The organism is Pseudomonas sp. PDM22 (assembly GCF_014851965.1).
In the GTDB taxonomy this organism is placed as follows: domain Bacteria; phylum Pseudomonadota; class Gammaproteobacteria; order Pseudomonadales; family Pseudomonadaceae; genus Pseudomonas.
This window is the reverse complement of record NZ_JACVAR010000001.1, coordinates 479403-497443: the sequence shown is the minus strand read 5'-3', so window position 1 is coordinate 497443 and position 18041 is coordinate 479403. Positions and strand designations below refer to the sequence as shown.

The following is an 18041-nucleotide window of genomic DNA, read 5'->3' as shown; positions in this document are numbered from 1 at the left end:
ACGACTAAAGTCGTCTGGAGCCCTTGCAGCGCTCAAATAAATTAGGGATCGACGACATCCGCGTCATCCCCGCTGTGAGGACAAGAACAAAATGAACGACAGCATCTACCAGCGGATTGATACCAATCCGCGCTTCAAAGAGCTGGTGGCCAAGCGCGAGCGCTTCGCCTGGCTGCTCTCCCTGATCATGTTGAGCCTGTACGTGCTCTTCATCCTGCTCATCGCCTTCCAGCCGCAGCTGCTCGGCGCGAAGATCAGTGCCGATTCGTCCGTCACCTGGGGCATCCCCATGGGCGTCGGGCTGATCCTCTCGGCCTTCGTGCTCACCGGCATCTACGTGCGCCGCGCGAACGGCGAATTCGACCGCATGAATCAGGAAATCCTCAAGGAGGCCCAGCAATGAAAGGCCGAATTTCTGCGGCCCTCGCTCTGGCCGCGTTCGCACCTGCACTCTGGGCTGACGCCCTCACCGGCGAGGTACAGCGCCAGCCGCTGAACGTCTCCGCCATCGTCATGTTCGTCGCCTTCGTTGGCCTGACCCTGTGCATCACCTACTGGGCCTCCAAGCGCAGCAAATCCGCCGCCGACTTCTACACCGCCGGCGGCAGCATCACCGGCTTCCAGAACGGTTTGGCAATCGCCGGCGACTACATGTCCGCCGCGTCCTTCCTCGGCATTTCCGCGCTGGTGTTCACCTCCGGCTACGACGGCCTGATCTACTCCATCGGATTCCTCGTCGGCTGGCCGATCATCCTCTTCCTGATCGCCGAGCGCCTGCGCAACCTGGGCAAGTACACCTTCGCCGACGTGGCGTCCTACCGCCTCAAGCAGAAGGACATCCGCACCCTGTCCGCCTGCGGTTCGCTGGTGGTCGTGGCCTTCTACCTGATCGCGCAGATGGTCGGCGCCGGCAAGCTGATCGAACTGCTGTTCGGCCTGAACTACCACGTCGCGGTGGTGCTGGTCGGTATCCTGATGGTGCTCTACGTGCTGTTCGGCGGCATGCTCGCCACCACCTGGGTACAGATCATCAAGGCCGTGCTGCTGCTTTCGGGCGCCACCTTCATGGCGATCATGGTGCTCAAGCACGTCAACTTCGACATCAGCACCCTGTTCTCCGAAGCCATCAAGGTCCATCCCAAAGGCGAGTCCATCATGAGTCCCGGCGGCCTGGTGAAGGACCCGATCTCCGCGTTCTCCCTGGGCTTCGCGCTGATGTTCGGCACCGCTGGCCTGCCGCACATCCTGATGCGCTTCTTCACCGTCAGTGACGCCAAGGAAGCCCGCAAGTCGGTGTTCTTCGCCACTGGCTTCATCGGCTACTTCTACATCCTGACCTTCATCATCGGCTTCGGCGCGATCCTGCTGGTCAGCACCAACCCGGACTTCAAGGACGCCACCGGTGCCCTGCTGGGTGGCAACAACATGGCGGCCGTGCACCTGGCCGATGCCGTCGGCGGCAGCCTGTTCCTGGGCTTCATCTCCGCCGTGGCCTTCGCCACCATCCTCGCGGTGGTTGCCGGCCTGACCCTGGCCGGCGCTTCGGCCGTGTCCCACGACCTGTACGCCAGCGTGCTGAAGGGCGGCAAGGCCAACGAGAAGGATGAACTGCGCGTCTCGAAGATCACCACCGTGTGCCTGGGTGTCGTCGCGATCGTGCTCGGCATCCTGTTCGAGAAGCAGAACATTGCCTTCATGGTCGGCCTGGCCTTCTCCATCGCCGCCAGCTGCAACTTCCCGGTGCTGCTGCTCTCCATGTACTGGAAGAAGCTGACCACCCGCGGCGCGAAGATCGGCGGCTGGATGGGCCTGATCACCGCGGTGGTACTGATGATCCTCGGCCCGACCATCTGGGTGCAGATCCTCGGCCACGAGAAACCCATCTACCCGTTCGAGTACCCGGCGCTGTTCTCCATGGCCGTGGCCTTCATCGGTATCTGGTTCTTCTCCATCACCGACAAGTCGACCGCTGCCGACGAAGAGCGCGCGCGCTTCTTCCCGCAGTTCATCCGTTCGCAGACCGGTCTGGGTGCCAGTGGCGCAGCCGCCCACTGATAGCCTGAGCTAACCTGCCGGGGCCGGGGGTGGAAACACCCCCGGCCCCGCTTTTTTGACAGGGATGGATGACGGATGTCCGACGATTTCAACTTCGCCTCGCCACCCTTCGACCAGCTTCGCCCGCTGGAGCGCGAGCAACTGCGCGACGCGCTGAGCGTGGGCTACTACACGGTCGACGAAGTGCTGCTCGAAGCCGGTGCGCCGGTGCCTTGCCTGTTCGTGCTGATGAAGGGCGTGATCGAGGAGCGCGGCGAAGACGGCAAGCTGTTCGCCCAGTATGGCGCCGAGGACCTGTTCGACGTGCGCGGGCTGTTCTCCGGCAGCAGCAAGCACCGCTACCAGGCGGTGGAAGAGAGCATCGTCTACGAACTGCCGGCGGCGGTGTTCCACCAGTTGTGCACGGACAACCCGCAGTTCGCCCGCTTCTTCCGTGCGGACCTGGCCAGCAAGCGCCAGCTGGAGCGCCGTGATGGGCAGAACCTGGCCGAATTCATCCTCACCCGCATCGCCCCAGAACACCTGTTGCCCGCCATCGAAGTCGAGCCCGGCCTGCCGCTGGGCGATGCAGCGCGCCTGCAACTCAGCCGTGGCGCGGACGCGCTGCTGGTGCGCGAGGATGGCGCGCTGGGCATCGTCACCCGCACCGACCTGATGACCGCGCACTTTCGCGACGGCTTCAGCGAGGCACAACCCATCGGCCCGCTGGCGCACCGTCCGCTGAGCCATGTCGAGCTGGGCGATTTCCTCTTCGACGCGATGATCCTCATGACTCGCCAGCGCATCGAACGCGTGGCGGTGTGCGAGGAGGGCAGGGTGGTCGGTTTGCTGCACCTGACCCAGGTGCTCAGCCTGTTCTCCACCCATTCCCACGTGCTGGCGCTGCGCATCGCCCGCGCTGAAAGCGAGGCCGAGCTGCGCGCCGCCGCCGAGACCCTGCACACCCTGATTGCGACCCTGGCGGGCAATGGCATCCGCCTGCGCTTCATCATGCAACTGGTCAGCGCGCTCAACGAACAACTGCTTGAGCGCCTGTTCGAACTGCAGGTGCCGCCGGTGCTGCGCGGCCGTTGCTGCCTGCTGGTGATGGGCAGCGAAGGACGCGCGGAACAGCTGCTGAAGACCGACCAGGACAACGCGCTGATTCTCGATGACGGCCTGCCGGTGGAGCAGGGCCTGCTGCTGATGCAGCGCTTCTCCGCCGCGTTGCTGGAGTTCGGTTATCCACCGTGCCCCGGTGGTGTGATGGCCAGTCGGCCGGAGTGGTGCAAGCCGCTATCGGAGTGGCAACGCGAGTTGCGCGAGCTGCCGTTGCAAGGTCGCCCCGAACAACTGATGCGCCTGTCGATCCTCGCCGATGCCTGGCCGGTGGCAGGCAACCGGAGGCTGTTCGACAGCCTGCGCGACTGCCTGTACGAGATGGCCGGCGACAGCAGCCGCTGGATGAGCGACCTGGCCCTCCCCGCGCTGCAATTCGATACGCCGCTGACTTTCCTCGGCCAGCTCAAGACCCAGGACGCGCAGCTGGACGTCAAGCGTGGCGGCATCTTCCCCATCGTCCACGGCGCACGCGTGTTGGCCGTACGCGAAGGGCTGGACGAGCGCGGCACCCTCGGCCGCCTCGCCGCGCTGAAGGCGCTCGGCGTGCTGGATGAGTCGCTGGTCGACAACCTGAGCGAAGCCTTCGAGCTGTTCCTCCAGTTGCGCCTGCGCCAGCAACTGGACGGTCAGCGCGACGGCCGCGAACAGGAGCTCGATGTTTCCCGTCTCAGCCGCCACGAGCGCGACCTGCTGCGTTTCGGGCTGCACACGGTGAAGAAGTTCAAGCAGAGCCTGACCCGCCAATTCCACCTGGAGACCCGATGAACGTCTGCGTCGCTGCCCCCGATCCGCACTGGTCCGCCTGGCGCCGCCGCCTCTACTGGTGGCGGCACGATCCGGCGGAGGCGGAAGAGCTGGTATCGCTGGATCTGGAGACCACCAGTCTCGACCCGCGCAAGGCCGACATCCTCAGCATCGGCGCGGTGGTGATCCGGCGTGGCAAGCTGATCCTCGGCGAGCGCCTGGAGTTGCTGGTGGAGCCGCCGCCGTCGCTGGACGGCGAGTCGATTCGCATCCACAAACTGCGTCGTGCCGACCTCGAAGGCCAGTTGCCGCTGGTGGAGGCGTTGCGCCGGGTGCAGGCCTTCATCGGCGAACGGCCGCTGCTGGGCTACTACCTGTCGTTCGACGTCGCGGTGCTGCGCCGGCACCTGCATGAACAGTTCGGCGCGCGGCTGGACAACCCCCGCGTGGAGGTCTCGGAGATCTACCACCGCAAGATGAGCCGGCGCTTTCCCGACCTGCACCTGGACCTGCGCTTCGATACCCTGGCGCGCAATCTGGATATCCCCATCGAAGGACGCCATACCGCCATCGGCGATGCGCGCACCGCCGCGCTGATGTTCCTGCGCCTGCGCAAGGGCTCGCTGCCCCGCGACTTGAGCTGAGCTGACCTGAGCTGAGCCTGGCGCACGCAGATTCTTTGAATCTTCCGCGCACCCTCCCGGTCGGACATTACAAGCGCTGGCCAATCGCAACACCGCGAGCCATCGCCCCTCGTCGACTGAAAGAGGAGAGACGATATGGGACTCGGGACCATCCTGTTGATCATCCTGATCTTGATGCTGATCGGCGGCCTGCCGGTCTTCCCCCACTCGCGCAACTGGGGCTACGGCCCGTCCGGTGTGATCGGCGTGGTGCTGATCGTGCTGCTGGTGTTGTTGTTGCTCGGGCGGATCTGAGCCAGTTGCAACCCCTCACCCTGACCCTCTCCGCAAGGGAGAGGGCTGGGGCGAGGTGGGAAACCCTGGCGCCGAGGCGTGGAGAAAAACTGATTCCCTCGGCTTTCGTCACAGCGCCGATACGCCACAGGGTGATTCGTCGCACAGCCCTCGGGGGGCACCTGTACTAACATACTGGGCCTTTGCCATCAGGGAGTCGTAGGGATGCTGGGCGTTGTACTGGTTGTGCTCGGCGTGGTGTGGTTGCTCGTTCAGTGCGGACTGGGCCTGCCGCCGCTGGCCGAAGCCATGACCCTGGACCCGGTGGTCAATCCGGATCGTTATTGGCAGTTCGCCTTCCTCGGCCCGGCCCTTCCCGTGGCGCTGGGTGTCTTCATGTTGCGCTACCGCATCAGCGGCTTCGCCCAGTTCAAGCGCGAGCGCATCAACTGCGCCGCCCACCTTCTTGTCTCCGCCGGCATCGCCCTGGTGCTGGGCAAGCTCTGCGTGCTCCTCCAGGCCTGATCGCGCAACCCGCGAAGCGCTAGTGCGCCGGCGGTTTGCCAGGGGCATTCAGCGCCCTGATTTCGCCGCTGATAGCGGAAAGCCTTGGTTACACTTCGGGCCACAGTCGTCGACAGACCCTGTCGATCACCCGTCCCGAACAAGACAAGAAAAGGCAGACCTCCCCTATGCAAAATCGCATCATGATCACCGGCGCCGGTTCCGGCCTCGGACGCGAAATCGCCCTGCGCTGGGCCCGCGAGGGCTGGAAGCTGGCGCTGGCCGACGTCAACGAAGCAGGCCTGCAGGAAACCCTGAAGCTGGTGCGCGAGGCCGGCGGTGACGGCTTCACCCAGCGCTGCGACGTGCGTGACTACAGCCAGCTGACCCAGTTGGCGCAGTCCTGCGAAGAGAAATTCGGCGGCATCGATATCATCGTCAACAACGCCGGCGTCGCTTCCGGCGGCTTCTTCAGCGAACTCTCGCTGGAAGACTGGGACTGGCAGATCTCGATCAACCTGATGGGCGTGGTCAAGGGCTGCAAGGCCTTCCTGCCGCTGCTGGAGAAGAGCAAGGGGCGCATCGTCAACATCGCCTCCATGGCCGCCCTGATGCAGGGCCCGGCGATGAGCAACTACAACGTGGCCAAGGCCGGTGTGGTGGCGCTCTCGGAAAGCCTGCTGGCCGACCTCAGCCTGGTGGACGTGAAGGTCCACGTGGTCTGCCCGTCGTTCTTCCAGACCAACCTGCTGGACTCCTTCCGCGGCCCGAGCCCGGAGATGAAGACCCAGGTCGGCAAGCTGCTGGAAAGCTCGCCCATCAGCGCCGCCGACATCGCCGACTACATCCACCAGGAAGTGGCCCGCGACGTCTTCATGATCCTGCCCCACGAGCAGGGCCGCATGGCCTGGCAGATCAAGCAGCAGAACCCCCAGGCGATCTACGACGAGATGGCGAAAATGGCCGAGAAGATGCAGGCCAAGCGTCGCAGCCTGTCCTGATTTTCATCCCCGAATTGCCCCCTTTCGGTGCAATGAAAGAGAGGGCTTGCCCAGGCCGGTGCAAAGGGTTAGTTTTAGTCACCGGCCTGCCTGGCTGATGTACGTTGGACCCCGGTGAAAGCCCCGCTCATTTCGCGGGGCTTTTGCTTTTTCGGGCTACTGCGCAGCTGCGGGGATTCGCGCTTTGCGCGATGCCAGGCCTGTGTTAGAAGGCTTGCGTGTCATTGAAGGAAGAACCCGCTTGCACTGTGAATCCATCGTCTATGGCTGCATCCGCGACTGGCCCGGCGACTCGATGGAGCGCCGCCTGCGCCGCGCCGCCAACCGCAAGGTGCTCGACAGCCTGCCCATGGGCGAGGCCTGGCCGTTCCTTGGCCGCGAGATGTTCAGCCGCTGCGAGACCGAAGGCGCGGGCCTGTACCAGTCCCAGGTGATCCATTTCGGCGCCAGCTACCAGACCATCGAGTACGAGTGGAAACTCTGGGTCGAACAGTTCGAAGCCCTGCTGCGCCGCCTCTACTGGGCCAGCGCGGTGGTGCACCTGGAAACCGAAGTCAACGGCAGCCACACCTTCCGCTGGGAATCCGAGAACGGCTTCCACAGCCCGCGCGAAGGCGAGTTGAAAGTGCGCTGCGCCTGGGAACGCGAGGGCGGCCTGCGCGGCTGACCGGCGCACTTCCCGTCACGGAAAGAACCCCATGATCAACTACCTCTGGTTCGTCCTCGCCGCGTTCTGCGAGATCGCCGGCTGCTACGCCTTCTACCTCTGGCTGCGCCTGGACAAGAGCGCCCTGTGGATAATTCCCGGCCTGCTCAGCCTGACGGTCTTCGCCCTGCTGCTCACCCGCGTCGAGGCGAACTACGCCGGGCGCGCCTATGCCGCGTACGGCGGCATCTATGTCGCCGCGTCGCTGTTCTGGCTGGCCTTCGTCGAGAAGAGTCGCCCGCTGTGGAGCGACTGGGTGGGCGTGGCGCTGTGCGTGATCGGCGCCAGCGTGGTGCTCCTCGGGCCGCGTCTGGCCCCCTGAGCCGTTAAGCATCCGGCGGATAACGCCCTTGGCGTTATGCGCCCTACGTCGTGCTCCCATCTTGCCGCTGAGCTTCATCGTAGGATGGGTGGAGCTTGCGATACCCATGCTGTGGGTGCGCGCAATCGATGGGTATCGCTGCGCTCCACGCCATCCTGCGTGTGAGGTGTTCCTGGGCGCGTGCTTCAGTCCTCCAGCCACTCCTTTGGCACTTCGCTTTTCAGCATCAGCTGGCACTGCTGGCTTTCCGGATCGAAGACGATCACCGCCTCGCCGCGCTTGAGTGCATGGCGCGCGCGTTCGACGCGTACGTCCAGCGGCGTGTCGTCGCCGTTGTCGGTGCCTTCGCGGGTGACGAAGTCTTCCAGCAGGTTGTTCAGGGTGTCGGCTTCGATCAGCTCGAAGGGAATCAGCATGGCGGGCTACTCGTGAATCGTGCTCGTGAATCGCAGCGCGGGATTGTAGTCCCGCGCTGCGCTCAGCGCAGCTTCACTTCCTGCTCTTGTCCGAGTCCTTGCCCTTGTCGGACGACCCATCGCCGCTGTCGATCAGGTCGTCCACCGGCGGCACGTGGGTGGTGCTTTCCATGTGCACCGGATGCTCCAGCTGCTTGCTGAAACGCTCCAGCGTGCCTTCGCTGGGTTCCGCATCGCTGTCGAACACCGGTGGGCTGAGCATGTACGCCGTCAGCAGTTTCGCCAGGGCGGCAAGGCTGTCGATGTGGGTGCGCTCGTAGCCGTGGGTGGCGTCGCAACCGAAGGCCAGCAGGGCGGTGCGGATGTCATGGCCGGCGGTGATCGCCGACTGCGCATCGCTGTGGTAGTAGCGGAACAGGTCCCGCCGTACGGCGACCTCATGGCGTTCGCCGAGGCGCAGCAGGTGACGGGAAAGATGGAAGTCGTAGGGCCCGCCGGAGTCCTGCAGGGCCACGCTCACCGCGTGCTCGCTGGAGTTCTGTCCCTCGGCCACCGGGGCGATGTCGATGCCGACGAACTCGCTCACGTCCCAGGGTAGCGCGCCGGCCGCGCCGGAGCCGATTTCCTCGGTGATGGTGAACAGCGGGTGGCAGTCGATGGGCGGCACCTGGCCGCTTTCCACGATGGCCTTGAGCGAAGCCAGCAGCGCGGCGACGCCGGCCTTGTCGTCGAGGTGGCGGGCGCTGATGTGGCCGCTTTCGGTGAATTCCGGCAACGGGTCGAAGGCGACGAAATCACCGATGGCCACGCCCAGCGATTCGCTGTCGGCACGGCTGGCGGTGTAGGTATCCAGGCGCAGCTCGACGTGGTCCCAGCTGATCGGCAGGGTGTCCACGGCGGTATTGAAGGCGTGCCCGGAGGCCATCAGCGGCAGCACGCTGCCACGGAATACGCCGTTCTCGCAGAACACCGTGACGCGGCTGCCCTCGGCGAAGCGGCTCGACCAGCAACCCACCGGCGCCAGTGCCAGGCGGCCGTTGGGCTTGATCTCGCGGACGATCGCGCCAATGGTGTCCAGGTGTGCCGAGACCGCGCGGTCCGGGCTCTTGCGCCGCCCCAGCAGGGTGGCGCGGATGGTCCCACGGCGGGTCATCTCGAAGGGTACGCCGATCTCCTCCAGCCGCTCGGCGACGTAGCGCACGATGGTGTCGGTGAAACCGGTAGGGCTGGGGATGGCGAGCATTTCCAGCAGCACGCGCTGCAGGTAGTTCAGGTCCGGTTGTGGCAGTTGGGTCATGCCGGGGCCTCCACGTTGGGGTGTGGCTGGTCACGGTTGTCGCGGTGCAGCAGTTCGCGGCTCAGCGGGAAGAGCAGGTCGACGAAGCGCTCGGCGACGGGTTGTGGCTCATGGTTGGCCAGGCCGGGGCGTTCGTTGGCTTCGATGATCACGTACTCCGCCTGGTCGGCCTCGGTGACCAGCAGGTCGAGGCCGGTGACCGGAATCTCCAGCGCCCGCGCCGCGCGGATGGCGGCGTCGGCGAGCGCCGGGTGCAGGCGCTCGGTGACGTCTTCCAGGGTGCCGCCGGTGTGCAGGTTGGCGGTGCGCCGCACAGCCAGGCGCTGGCCGCTGGGCAGCACGTCGTCGTAGGTGAAGCCGGCCGCGCCCAGCGTGCGCTCGGTTTCGCCGTCCAGCGGGATGCGGCTTTCGCCACCGGTGGCGGCCTGGCGACGGCGGCTCTGCGCCTCGATCAGCTTGCGGATGCTGTGCCGGCCATCGCCGATCACCTCGGCGGGACGGCGGATGGCGGCGGCCACCACTTCGTAGCCGATCACCACGATGCGCAGGTCCTGTCCGGGGTGGTAGCTCTCGAGGATGACGCGGGTGTCGAACTGCTTGGCATGGGCGATGGCTTCCTCGACCTCTTCCGGCGAGCGCAGGTCCACGGCGACGCCCTGGCCCTGTTCGCCGTCCACCGGCTTGACCACCAGCGCGCCGTGCTCCTCGAGGAAGGCGGCATTCTCCTGCACGCTGCTCGCCAGCCGCTGCTGCGGCTGGCGCAGGCCGGCGCGGTCGAGGGCGCGGTGGGTGAGGGTCTTGTCCTGGCACAGGCTCATGCTCACGGCGCTGGTGAGGTCGCACAGCGACTCGCGGCAGCGAATGCGCCGGCCGCCCTGGGTGAGGGTGAAGAGGCCGGCGTCGGCGTCCTGCACCTGTACTTCGATGCCGCGCCGATGGGACTCGTCGACGATGATCCTGGCGTAGGGGTTGAGCCCTTCCTCCGGGCCGGGGCCGAGGAACAGCGACTGGTTGATGCCGTTCTTGCACTTCACCGCGAAGGTCGGCAGCTCGCGGAAGCGCAGCTTGCGGTACAGCGACTTGGCCTGTTGGTTGCCGTGCAGCACCGACAGGTCCAGGTACGCAAGACCCCGGCTCATGAAGTGCTCGATCAGGTGGCGCACCAGCGCTTCGCCGACGCCAGGCCGGCTGGACTGTGGGTCCACTGCCAGGCACCAGAGGCTGGAGCCGCCTTCCGGATCGCGGAAGGCCTTGGCGTGGTTGATGCCCATGACCGTGCCGATCACCGTGCCGGTCTCGGCGTCCTCCGCCAGCCAGTAGGCCGGGCCACCCTGGTGGCGCGGGGTGACGTTGGACGGATCGACCGGCAGCATGCCGCGCGACAGGTACAGGCGGTTGATCGCCGCCCAGTCGTCATCGCTGTGTACGCGGCGGATGCGGAAGCCGCGGAAGGGGCGGCGCGCCGGGCGGTAGTCGGTGAACCACAGGCGCAGCGCATCGGAAGGGTCGAGGAAGAGTTGCTGCGGGGCATGGGCCAGCACCTGCTGCGGCGCGGCCACGTAAAGGGCGATGTCGCGTTCGCCGGGTTGTTCGTTGAGCAGCTCGGCGGCGAGCTTGTCGGGGCTGGAGAAGGTGTGGCCGATCAGCAGGCGACCCCAGCCGCACTGCAGGATCAGCGGGCCGTGGCTTTCCGCGTGATCACCGGCGAAACGCGCCTGCAGCCGCTCGTAGGTCGGTGTCTGGCCGCGCAGCAACCTCTGGTTGTGAGGATGGGGCAGATTGGAATGGGGTTTCATCTTGCGCTCCCTGATAAGGCTTCTGTCCTGGGCTGAAAGAAAAGGCAACGCCGCATGAGGCGGCATTGCCGAGCCGAGGGACTGTTGTTGCTTTGCTGCGAGCCGCGTTGCTGCGCCAAATCGCGCCAGGCTAGACGCGGGACGCCGGCAATGGTCATTCCCTTGCCTAGTCCCGCAACGACGCATGGCGCGATTTGCCGCGCAACCCGAAGGGCCAGCCCGTCTATTGCGCAGCAAGACGTGATGCGTTGGCTGCTGGAACCACCGCACTTCCGCTTCGTGCCGGGCGCTGCGTAATGGGCGGCGCTGGCGTGGCCGCAGCGAAGCATCAACAGTCCCTCATAGGCCTTGTTCCGTCAGCCAGAGGTTGAGGGCCGCCAACTGCCACAACTTGGAACCACGCAGCGGGGTGAGGTCGCTTGCCGGGTCGCTGAGCAGGCGGTCGAACATCGCCGTCTCGAACAGCCCACGGTCCTGGCTCGGGTCCAGCAGCAACTCGCTGACCCAGGCGCGGGTATTGCCTTGCAGGTGCTTGAGGCCCGGCACCGGGAAGTACCCCTTGGGCCGGTCGATCACTTCGCTGGGGATGACCTTGCGTGCGGCCGCCTTGAGCACCTGCTTGCCGCCGTCGCCGAGCTTGAAGCGGGACGGGATGCGCGCCGACAGCTCGGCCACGCGGTAGTCGAGGAACGGCACGCGTGCCTCCAGGCCCCAGGCCATGGTCATGTTGTCCACGCGCTTGACCGGGTCGTCGACCAGCATGATGGTGCTGTCCAGGCGCAGGGCCTTGTCCACCGGGTCATCCGCGCCGGCCTGGGCGAAGTGCTCGCGGACGAACTCGCTGGCCACGTCCTCCACCCGCAGGGCTTCGCGCACGGTGTCCAGGTACTCGCCGTGAGTGCGGTCGAAGAAGGCCGCGCGGTAGGCCTGCAGCGGGTCCTTGGCGCCGGCCACCTTCGGGTACCAGTGGTAGCCGGCGAACAGCTCGTCGGCGCCCTGGCCGCTCTGAACCACCTTGCAGTGCCTGGAAACTTCCCGCGAGAGCAGGTAGAAGGCGATGCAGTCGTGGCTGACCATCGGCTCGCTCATGGCGCGGAAGGCTGCCGGCAATTGCGAAATCACTTCGTTCTCGTCGATGCGCAACTGGTGGTGGCGCGTGCCGTAGCGCTTGGCGATCAAGTCGGAGTACTGGAATTCGTCGCCGCGCTCGCCGCCGGCATCCTCGAAACCGATGGAGAAGGTCAGCAGGTCCTCGACGCCGGCCTCGTGCAGCAGGCCGACCAGCAGGCTGGAATCCACCCCGCCGGAGAGCAGCACGCCGACTTCGCGGGCGGCACGCTGACGCACGCTCACGGCATCGCGCAGGCTGCTCAGCAGGCGGTCTTCCCAGTCGTCAAGGGTCAGCTCGCGCTCGTCCGGCAGCGGGCCGTAGTCCAGGGTCCACCAGCGCTGGCGCTCGGTGTGGCCTTCGGCGTCGATGGTCATCCAGGTGGCCGGCGGCAGTTTCTGCACCTCGGCCAGCAGGGTACGCGGCGCGGGGACCACGGCGTGGAAGTTGAGGTAGTGGTTGAGCGCCACCGGGTCCAGCGCCGGGTCGATGTCGCCGCCCTTGAGCAGCGCCGGCAGGCTGGAGGCGAAGCGCAGGCGCTTGCCAGTCTGCGACAGGTACAGCGGCTTGATGCCGAGGCGGTCGCGGGCGATGAACAGGCGCCGTTTGTCGCGTTCCCAGATGGCGAAGGCGAACATGCCATTGAGGCGTGGCAATAGTTGTTCACCCCAGGCGTGGTATCCCTTGAGGAGTACTTCGGTGTCGCCTCCGGAAAAGAAGCGGTACCCAAGGGCTTCCAGCTCGCCGCGCAGTTCGGGGTAGTTGTAGATTGCCCCGTTGAACACCAGCGACAGGCCCAGCGAGGTGTCGATCATCGGCTGACCGGATGCTTCGGCCAGGTCCATGATCTTCAGCCGCCGGTGCCCCAGGGCCACCGGCCCTTCGCTGTGGAAGCCCCAGGCATCGGGGCCTCGCGGGGCGAGGTGATGGGTGATGCGTTCGACCGCGGCAAGGTCCGCAGCCTGTTTGTCGAAACGTAACTCTCCTGCTAGTCCGCACATTTCCTTACCGGTTCTCCGTTGGGGATCAAGTGGGTGGCGCCTCATGGACGCCTTAGGGGATGACCCGTCGATCTGGCGAGAGTTCTATCTGATTTCATTGAGAAAAAATGACGGAGCAGCAGGTGGACTGAGATGGCCGAGAGCAAGACTGCGATGCGTAACGCCCACGCACTCTCCATGTTGCAGGCCCTGAGACGGCTGCAGCAGGCGGCGGAAGTGCACTCCAAGAGCCTGGGCCGCGACGGTGAACTGACGCCGCTGCAGCTGCTGATCCTGCAGGTGGTCGAACTGGAGGGGGAGATAACCGCTGGTCAGTTGGCGCGGCAGGTGGCGCTGTCGCAGTCGTCCATTTCCAGCGCGCTGACCCGCCTGGAAAGCAAGGGCCTGCTGACCCGCCGGCGCGACGACGATGACCGCCGCAAGCAGTGGCTGAGCCTGGAAGCGGTCGGGCGCCGAGCGCTCAGGAATGGGCCGACGCTGTTGCCCGAGCACGCACTGGAGCGTTTCGCCGGGCTGCCGGAATGGGAGCAGCACGCGATCCTCGCCGGGCTGCTGCGGGCGGCCGAGCTGTTCGAGACGCCGGGGGCCGGCGCCGAGGAAGAAGAGTTCTAATCGCTCTTGAAGGCTGTCAGCTCATCAGTTTCTGCGCGGCCAGCGACAGGCTGACGGCCACTAGCATCAGCGCGAACAGGCGCTGCAGCGTCGCGCCACCCAGGCGCACCGCCAGGCGGTTGCCGAACAGCACGCCGAGCGCACCGCCGGCCGCCAGGCACGCCAGCAAGGGCAGCGGCGGCTGGGCGTGGGTGAGGTAGAGCAGGAAACCGCCACCGGATACCAGCGCGATCACCGCCATGGAGGTGGCTGTCGCCGCCATCATCGACAGCGGTGTGAACCAAAGCAGCCCCGGCACGATCAGGAAGCCGCCGCCCACGCCCATCAGGCCGGACAACAAGCCCACCGCCAGGCCGACGCCCAGCAGCGGCCCGTTGCGCATGGGTTTGTCGCAGTTGCGTGGCTGGCTGGAGCCCTGCCACATGCGCCAGGCCGACCACAGCACCAGCAGGCAGAAGCCGACGATCAGCCAGGCGTCGGGCACGTACTTGCCCAGCCACTGGCCGACGGCGTTGCCCGGCCAGCCGGTGATCACCAGCCAGAACAGCGGCTTCCATGCCACCTGGCCCTGCCGTGCGCGCGGCACCGCACCGATGGCGGCAGACAGTGCGACAGCACCGAGGCTGACGCCGATGGCATCGTGCAGTGGCAGGTGCAGGCTGAGCAGCAGGGGCAGCGCCACCAGCGAACCGCCGGCGCCGGTCAGGCCCAGCAGCAGCCCGAGGATCAGGCCGATGGCGGAAGATTCAAGCAGCAGTGCATCCATGTCGGTGGTCCGCTCTGGAAGCTGGTCGCGGCCCTGTCGATGGACCGCGAGGTGTTCAGGAGTTCTTCTGGCCGCGCACGACGTCGCGCAGGAAGAATCGGTTCGGGTGGCAGGCCTCGGCCACGGCGCGCGGCAGGGGCAGCGGTTCGCCGTCGATCCAGGCCGCCAGCAGTTCGCCGGCCAGCGGCGCGGTAACCAGTCCGCGCGAGCCGTGGGCGCTGTTCAGGTACAGGCCGTCGAGCCAGGGGCACGGCGTCTCCGGTACCTGGCGTGCATCCTTGCCGAGCACCGCGTAAGACTGGGCGAAGGCTTCGCGATCCGCCAGCGGGCCCACCAGCGGCAGGTAGTCCGGGGTGGTGCAGCGGAAGGCGGCGCGGCCCTGCAGCGTGGTTGGGTCGAGCTGGGCAATGTGCATCCGAGCGCTCAGGTCTGTGGATATCTCCGCCAGCAGGTCGAGGTTGCCCAGGTGTTCTTCCAATGATGGCTCAGTGTCGTCTCGCTTGAATTCGAAACTGGCGCCCAGGGTGTGCTCGCCGTGACGCGGCGGGGCAACGTAGCCTTCGGCGCAGACCACGGTACTCAGCGCGGCGCTCTCGGCGGTGGCCGGCACGCGGGTGATCTGCCCGCGAATGCGCTTCATCGGCAGCGATTCGGCGCCCGCGAAACGGCGCACTTCGGCGGCGGTGGCGAGGATGGCGATGGGCGCGCTGGCGAGTTCTTCCTCGCCGCTCCAGGCACTCCAGCCTTCGGCTTCGCGTTGCAGGCGGACTTCCTCACCGGTCAGCACGCGGATGTTCGGATGCTGCGCAAGGTGCCGGCACAGCGCAGGTGGGTGCACCCAGCCGCCTTCGGGGTAGAACAGCCCGCCGGCCGGCAGGCCGATGCCGGCGATGGATTCCGCCTCGGCCTTGTCCAGCAGGTGCAGCAGGGTCGCCGGGAAGGCCTCGGTCAGCTTGGCCTGGCGCTGTGTCTCGGCGTCATCGAAGCCCAGTTGCAGCACACCGCAATCGGACCATTCCTCGCCTTTCTGCAGACGCTGGATCAGCCGTCGCGTGTGGCCGAAGCCGCTGACGATCAACCGCGACAGCGCAGTCCCGTGGGCGGACAGCTTGAGGTAGAGCACGCCTTGCGGGTTGCCCGAGGCTTCTTCGGCGAGGCCCGCGTGACGCTCGATCAGCGTCACCTTCCAGCCCCGCGCGGCCAGGCTGGCGGCGCTGGCGCAACCGGCCATGCCGCCGCCGATCACCAGTGCTTCCCGAGGGCCTTTGGGGTGAACGGGTCGGCTGTACCAGGGCTTGCCGGCCGGCTGTTCGACACCGAGGAATTCGCCCTGGGACATCTCCCATTTCTTGCCGAAGCCCAGGGTGCGGCGGATCTTGAAGCCGGCCGCGCCCAGCCCGCGGCGGACGAAGCCGGCGCTGGTGAAGGTGGCGATGGTGGTGCCCGGCCCCGAGAGGCGGGCGAGCTGGGCGTAGAGCGCGTCGTTCCACATCTCCGGGTTCTTCGCCGGGGAGAAGCCGTCGAGGAACCAGGCGTCGATGCGTGCGTCCAGTTCGGGCAGGGTGTCCAGCACATCGCCCACCAGCAGGGTCAGCACCACGCGGCCCCCGGCGAAGACCAGGCGCTGGAAACCGGGGTTGATCGCCACGTACTGTTCCAGCAACTGCCCCGACAGGTGCGCCAGCTCCGGCCAGAGGGCGAAGGCGCGGCGCAGGTCGTCCAGCGCCACCGGGTACTTCTCGGTGCTGACGAAGTGCAGCCGCGCATCGCTCGGCGCCTGCTCTTCGAACAGCTGCCAGGCGCAGAGGAAGTTCAGCCCGGTGCCGAAGCCGGTTTCGCCGATGCACAGGCGCCCGCCAGCAGGCAGTGCGGCGAAGCGCTCGGGCAGGCGGTTGCCGTCGATGAACACGTGGTGCGTTTCGGCGATCCCGGAGACGGGAGAGAAATACACGTCGCCGTAGACGCGGGAGGTCGGCTGGCCGTTCTCGTTCCAGTCGATCTGGGCGCTGCTGATGTCTGGCATGTGGGGGCAGGGTTGTGAAACGAAGCCGGCAGTTTAGCCGATCCGCCGCGCAGACAGCCTGCGTCACTTCCGCTACCTTTTACTCACTTCGAGACAAGGAGAGGTGCATGTTCGAATCCGCCGAGATCGGTCATTCCATCGACAAGGAAACCTACGAGAAGGAAGTCGCGGTGCTGCGCGAAGCCCTGCTCGAGGCGCAGTACGAGCTCAAGCAGCAGGCGCGCTTCCCGGTGATCATCCTGATCAACGGCATCGAGGGCGCCGGCAAGGGCGAGACGGTGAAGCTGCTCAACGAGTGGATGGACCCGCGCCTGATCCGGGTGGAAAGCTTCCTCCTGCCCACCGACGAGGAACTCTCGCGGCCGCCGCAGTGGCGCTTCTGGCGCCGCCTGCCGCCCAAGGGCACGACCGGCATCTTCTTCGGCAACTGGTACAGCCAGATGCTTTATGCGCGGGTCACCGGCGAGATCAAGGACAGCCAGCTCGATGGCCTGATCAGCGATGCCGAACGCTTCGAGCGGATGTATTCCGACGAAGGCGCGCTGATCTTCAAGTTCTGGTTCCACCTTTCCAAGAAGCAGCTCAAGGAACGCCTCAAGGCGCTGGAGAACGACCCGACCCGCAGCTGGCAATTGAGCGAGATCGACTGGAAGCAGAACGAGGTCTACGACAAGTTCGTGCGCTACGGCGAGCGCGTGCTGCGCCGCACCAGCCGCGACTATGCGCCCTGGTACGTGGTGGAGGGCTCCGATGAGCGCTACCGCAGCCTGACGGTCGGCCGCACCATCCTCGAAAGCCTGCAGGCCGCGCTCAAGCGCAAGGACCGCCCGACCCCGCAGCCCCATGCCGCGCCGCTGGTTTCCAGCCTGGACAACAAGGGGCTGCTGGATGCACTGGACCTGAGCCTTTCGCTGGACAAGGACCAGTACAAGGAGCAACTGGCCAAGGAACAGGCGCGCCTGGCCACGCTGATGCGCGACAAGCGTTTCCGCAGCCACTCGCTGATCGCCGTGTTCGAAGGCAACGACGCCGCCGGCAAGGGCGGCGCGATCCGCCGCGTGACCGATGCGCTGGACCCACGCCAGTACCGCATCGTGCCCATCGCCGCGCCGACCGAGGAGGAGCGCGCGCAGCCGTATCTGTGGCGCTTCTGGCGGCATATCCCGGCACGCCGGCAGTTCACCATCTTCGATCGTTCCTGGTATGGCCGCGTGCTGGTGGAGCGGGTCGAGGGCTTCGCCTCCGATGCTGACTGGCTGCGTGCCTATGCGGAGATCAACGACTTCGAGGAGCAACTGGCGAACTACAACATCGTGCTGGTGAAGTTCTGGCTGTCCATCGACCAGGAAACCCAGCTGGAGCGCTTCAAGGAGCGCGAGTCGATCCCCTTCAAGCGTTTCAAGATCACCGAGGAAGACTGGCGCAACCGCGACAAGTGGGACCTCTACGTGGATGCGGTGGGCGACATGGTCGACCGCACCAGCACCGAGATCGCGCCCTGGACGCTGGTGGAGGCCAATGACAAGCGCTATGCGCGGGTGAAGGTGCTCAAGACCATCAACGACGCGCTGGAGGCGGCTTACGCCAGTGCGAAGAAGGGCAAGAAGGACTGACGTTTCAGGAGCTTTTTTGTAGAAGCGAGCTTGCTCGCGAACCAGCCCCGCTCAGTGCT

17 protein-coding genes are annotated in these 18041 nt (G+C 66.2%); 11 read left to right on the top strand and 6 right to left on the bottom strand.

Translation table 11 applies throughout. The features are described from left to right. The first annotated feature begins 91 nt into the window (after window positions 1-91). The 9 genes from IB255_RS02335 (at window position 92) to IB255_RS02295 (ending at window position 7350) form a co-directional block, all read left to right on the top strand. Window positions 92-403: a DUF485 domain-containing protein gene (locus IB255_RS02335; RefSeq protein ID WP_081520244.1), complete on the top strand. Its 312-nt coding sequence runs from the start codon at window positions 92-94 to the stop codon at window positions 401-403. After that, a complete protein-coding gene (locus IB255_RS02330; protein WP_081520245.1) occupies window positions 400-2055 on the top strand; it encodes a cation acetate symporter in 1656 nt (551 codons plus the stop codon). Before IB255_RS02335 ends, IB255_RS02330 begins: the two co-directional genes overlap by 4 nt. 75 nt (window positions 2056-2130) lie before the next feature. Beyond that, a complete protein-coding gene (locus tag IB255_RS02325; RefSeq protein ID WP_192209760.1) occupies window positions 2131-3921 on the top strand; it encodes a DUF294 nucleotidyltransferase-like domain-containing protein in 1791 nt (596 codons plus the stop codon). Next, window positions 3918-4544, top strand: coding sequence for a 3'-5' exonuclease (locus IB255_RS02320; protein ID WP_192209759.1), 627 nt, complete (start codon window positions 3918-3920; stop codon window positions 4542-4544). Before IB255_RS02325 ends, IB255_RS02320 begins: the two co-directional genes overlap by 4 nt. Window positions 4545-4679: 135 nt before the next feature. Continuing rightward, window positions 4680-4838 carry a DUF3309 family protein gene (locus tag IB255_RS02315; protein ID WP_081520248.1) on the top strand — a complete coding sequence of 53 codons (159 nt, stop codon included), beginning with the start codon at window positions 4680-4682 and terminating at the stop codon, window positions 4836-4838. A gap of 204 nt (window positions 4839-5042) precedes the next feature. Next, window positions 5043-5342: a hypothetical protein gene (locus IB255_RS02310; protein ID WP_081520249.1), complete on the top strand. Its 300-nt coding sequence runs from the start codon at window positions 5043-5045 to the stop codon at window positions 5340-5342. A 167-nt stretch (window positions 5343-5509) separates the two neighbouring features. Continuing rightward, window positions 5510-6322 (top strand): SDR family oxidoreductase, encoded by an 813-nt coding sequence (locus tag IB255_RS02305; RefSeq protein ID WP_045210280.1) that lies wholly within the window; start codon window positions 5510-5512, stop codon window positions 6320-6322. 241 nt (window positions 6323-6563) lie between these two features. Next, on the top strand, window positions 6564-6989 hold the full coding sequence (locus IB255_RS02300; protein ID WP_024766159.1) for a hypothetical protein: 426 nt from the start codon (window positions 6564-6566) through the stop codon (window positions 6987-6989). 31 nt (window positions 6990-7020) lie between these two features. Further along, complete coding sequence (locus IB255_RS02295; RefSeq protein ID WP_138215220.1) at window positions 7021-7350, top strand: YnfA family protein; 330 nt, start codon at window positions 7021-7023, stop codon at window positions 7348-7350. Between the two features lie 185 nt (window positions 7351-7535). On the opposite strand, the gene IB255_RS02290 is transcribed toward IB255_RS02295, so the two are convergent. The 4 genes from IB255_RS02290 to IB255_RS02275 form a co-directional block, all read right to left on the bottom strand. Then, a complete protein-coding gene (locus tag IB255_RS02290; protein WP_081520251.1) occupies window positions 7536-7766 on the bottom strand; it encodes a YheU family protein in 231 nt (76 codons plus the stop codon). Window positions 7767-7839: 73 nt separating this feature from the next. Then, a complete protein-coding gene (locus tag IB255_RS02285) occupies window positions 7840-9063 on the bottom strand; it encodes an osmoprotectant NAGGN system M42 family peptidase (RefSeq protein ID WP_081520252.1) in 1224 nt (407 codons plus the stop codon). Next, complete coding sequence (ngg, locus tag IB255_RS02280; RefSeq protein ID WP_081520253.1) at window positions 9060-10859, bottom strand: N-acetylglutaminylglutamine synthetase; 1800 nt, start codon at window positions 10857-10859, stop codon at window positions 9060-9062. The genes IB255_RS02285 and ngg overlap by 4 nt, the downstream gene beginning before the upstream one ends. A gap of 339 nt (window positions 10860-11198) precedes the next feature. Continuing rightward, window positions 11199-12968, bottom strand: coding sequence for an N-acetylglutaminylglutamine amidotransferase (locus IB255_RS02275; protein ID WP_081520254.1), 1770 nt, complete (start codon window positions 12966-12968; stop codon window positions 11199-11201). 132 nt (window positions 12969-13100) lie between these two features. Between IB255_RS02275 and IB255_RS02270 the strand changes: the two genes are divergently transcribed. Then, window positions 13101-13580 (top strand): MarR family winged helix-turn-helix transcriptional regulator, encoded by a 480-nt coding sequence (locus IB255_RS02270; RefSeq protein ID WP_081520255.1) that lies wholly within the window; start codon window positions 13101-13103, stop codon window positions 13578-13580. Window positions 13581-13596: 16 nt separating this feature from the next. Here the strand turns inward: IB255_RS02270 and IB255_RS02265 are convergent, their stop codons facing one another. Then, a complete protein-coding gene (locus IB255_RS02265; RefSeq protein ID WP_081520256.1) occupies window positions 13597-14346 on the bottom strand; it encodes a sulfite exporter TauE/SafE family protein in 750 nt (249 codons plus the stop codon). 55 nt (window positions 14347-14401) lie between these two features. After that, the gene (gene mnmC / locus IB255_RS02260; protein WP_192209758.1) at window positions 14402-16369 is read right to left on the bottom strand and encodes a bifunctional tRNA (5-methylaminomethyl-2-thiouridine)(34)-methyltransferase MnmD/FAD-dependent 5-carboxymethylaminomethyl-2-thiouridine(34) oxidoreductase MnmC; all 1968 of its coding nucleotides are present in this window, start codon (window positions 16367-16369) and stop codon (window positions 14402-14404) included. 107 nt (window positions 16370-16476) lie between these two features. Here mnmC and pap point away from each other — a divergent pair, with 107 nt between their 5' ends. After that, window positions 16477-17982: a polyphosphate:AMP phosphotransferase gene (pap, locus tag IB255_RS02255; protein WP_192209757.1), complete on the top strand. Its 1506-nt coding sequence runs from the start codon at window positions 16477-16479 to the stop codon at window positions 17980-17982. The last annotated feature ends 59 nt before the right edge of the window (window positions 17983-18041 follow it).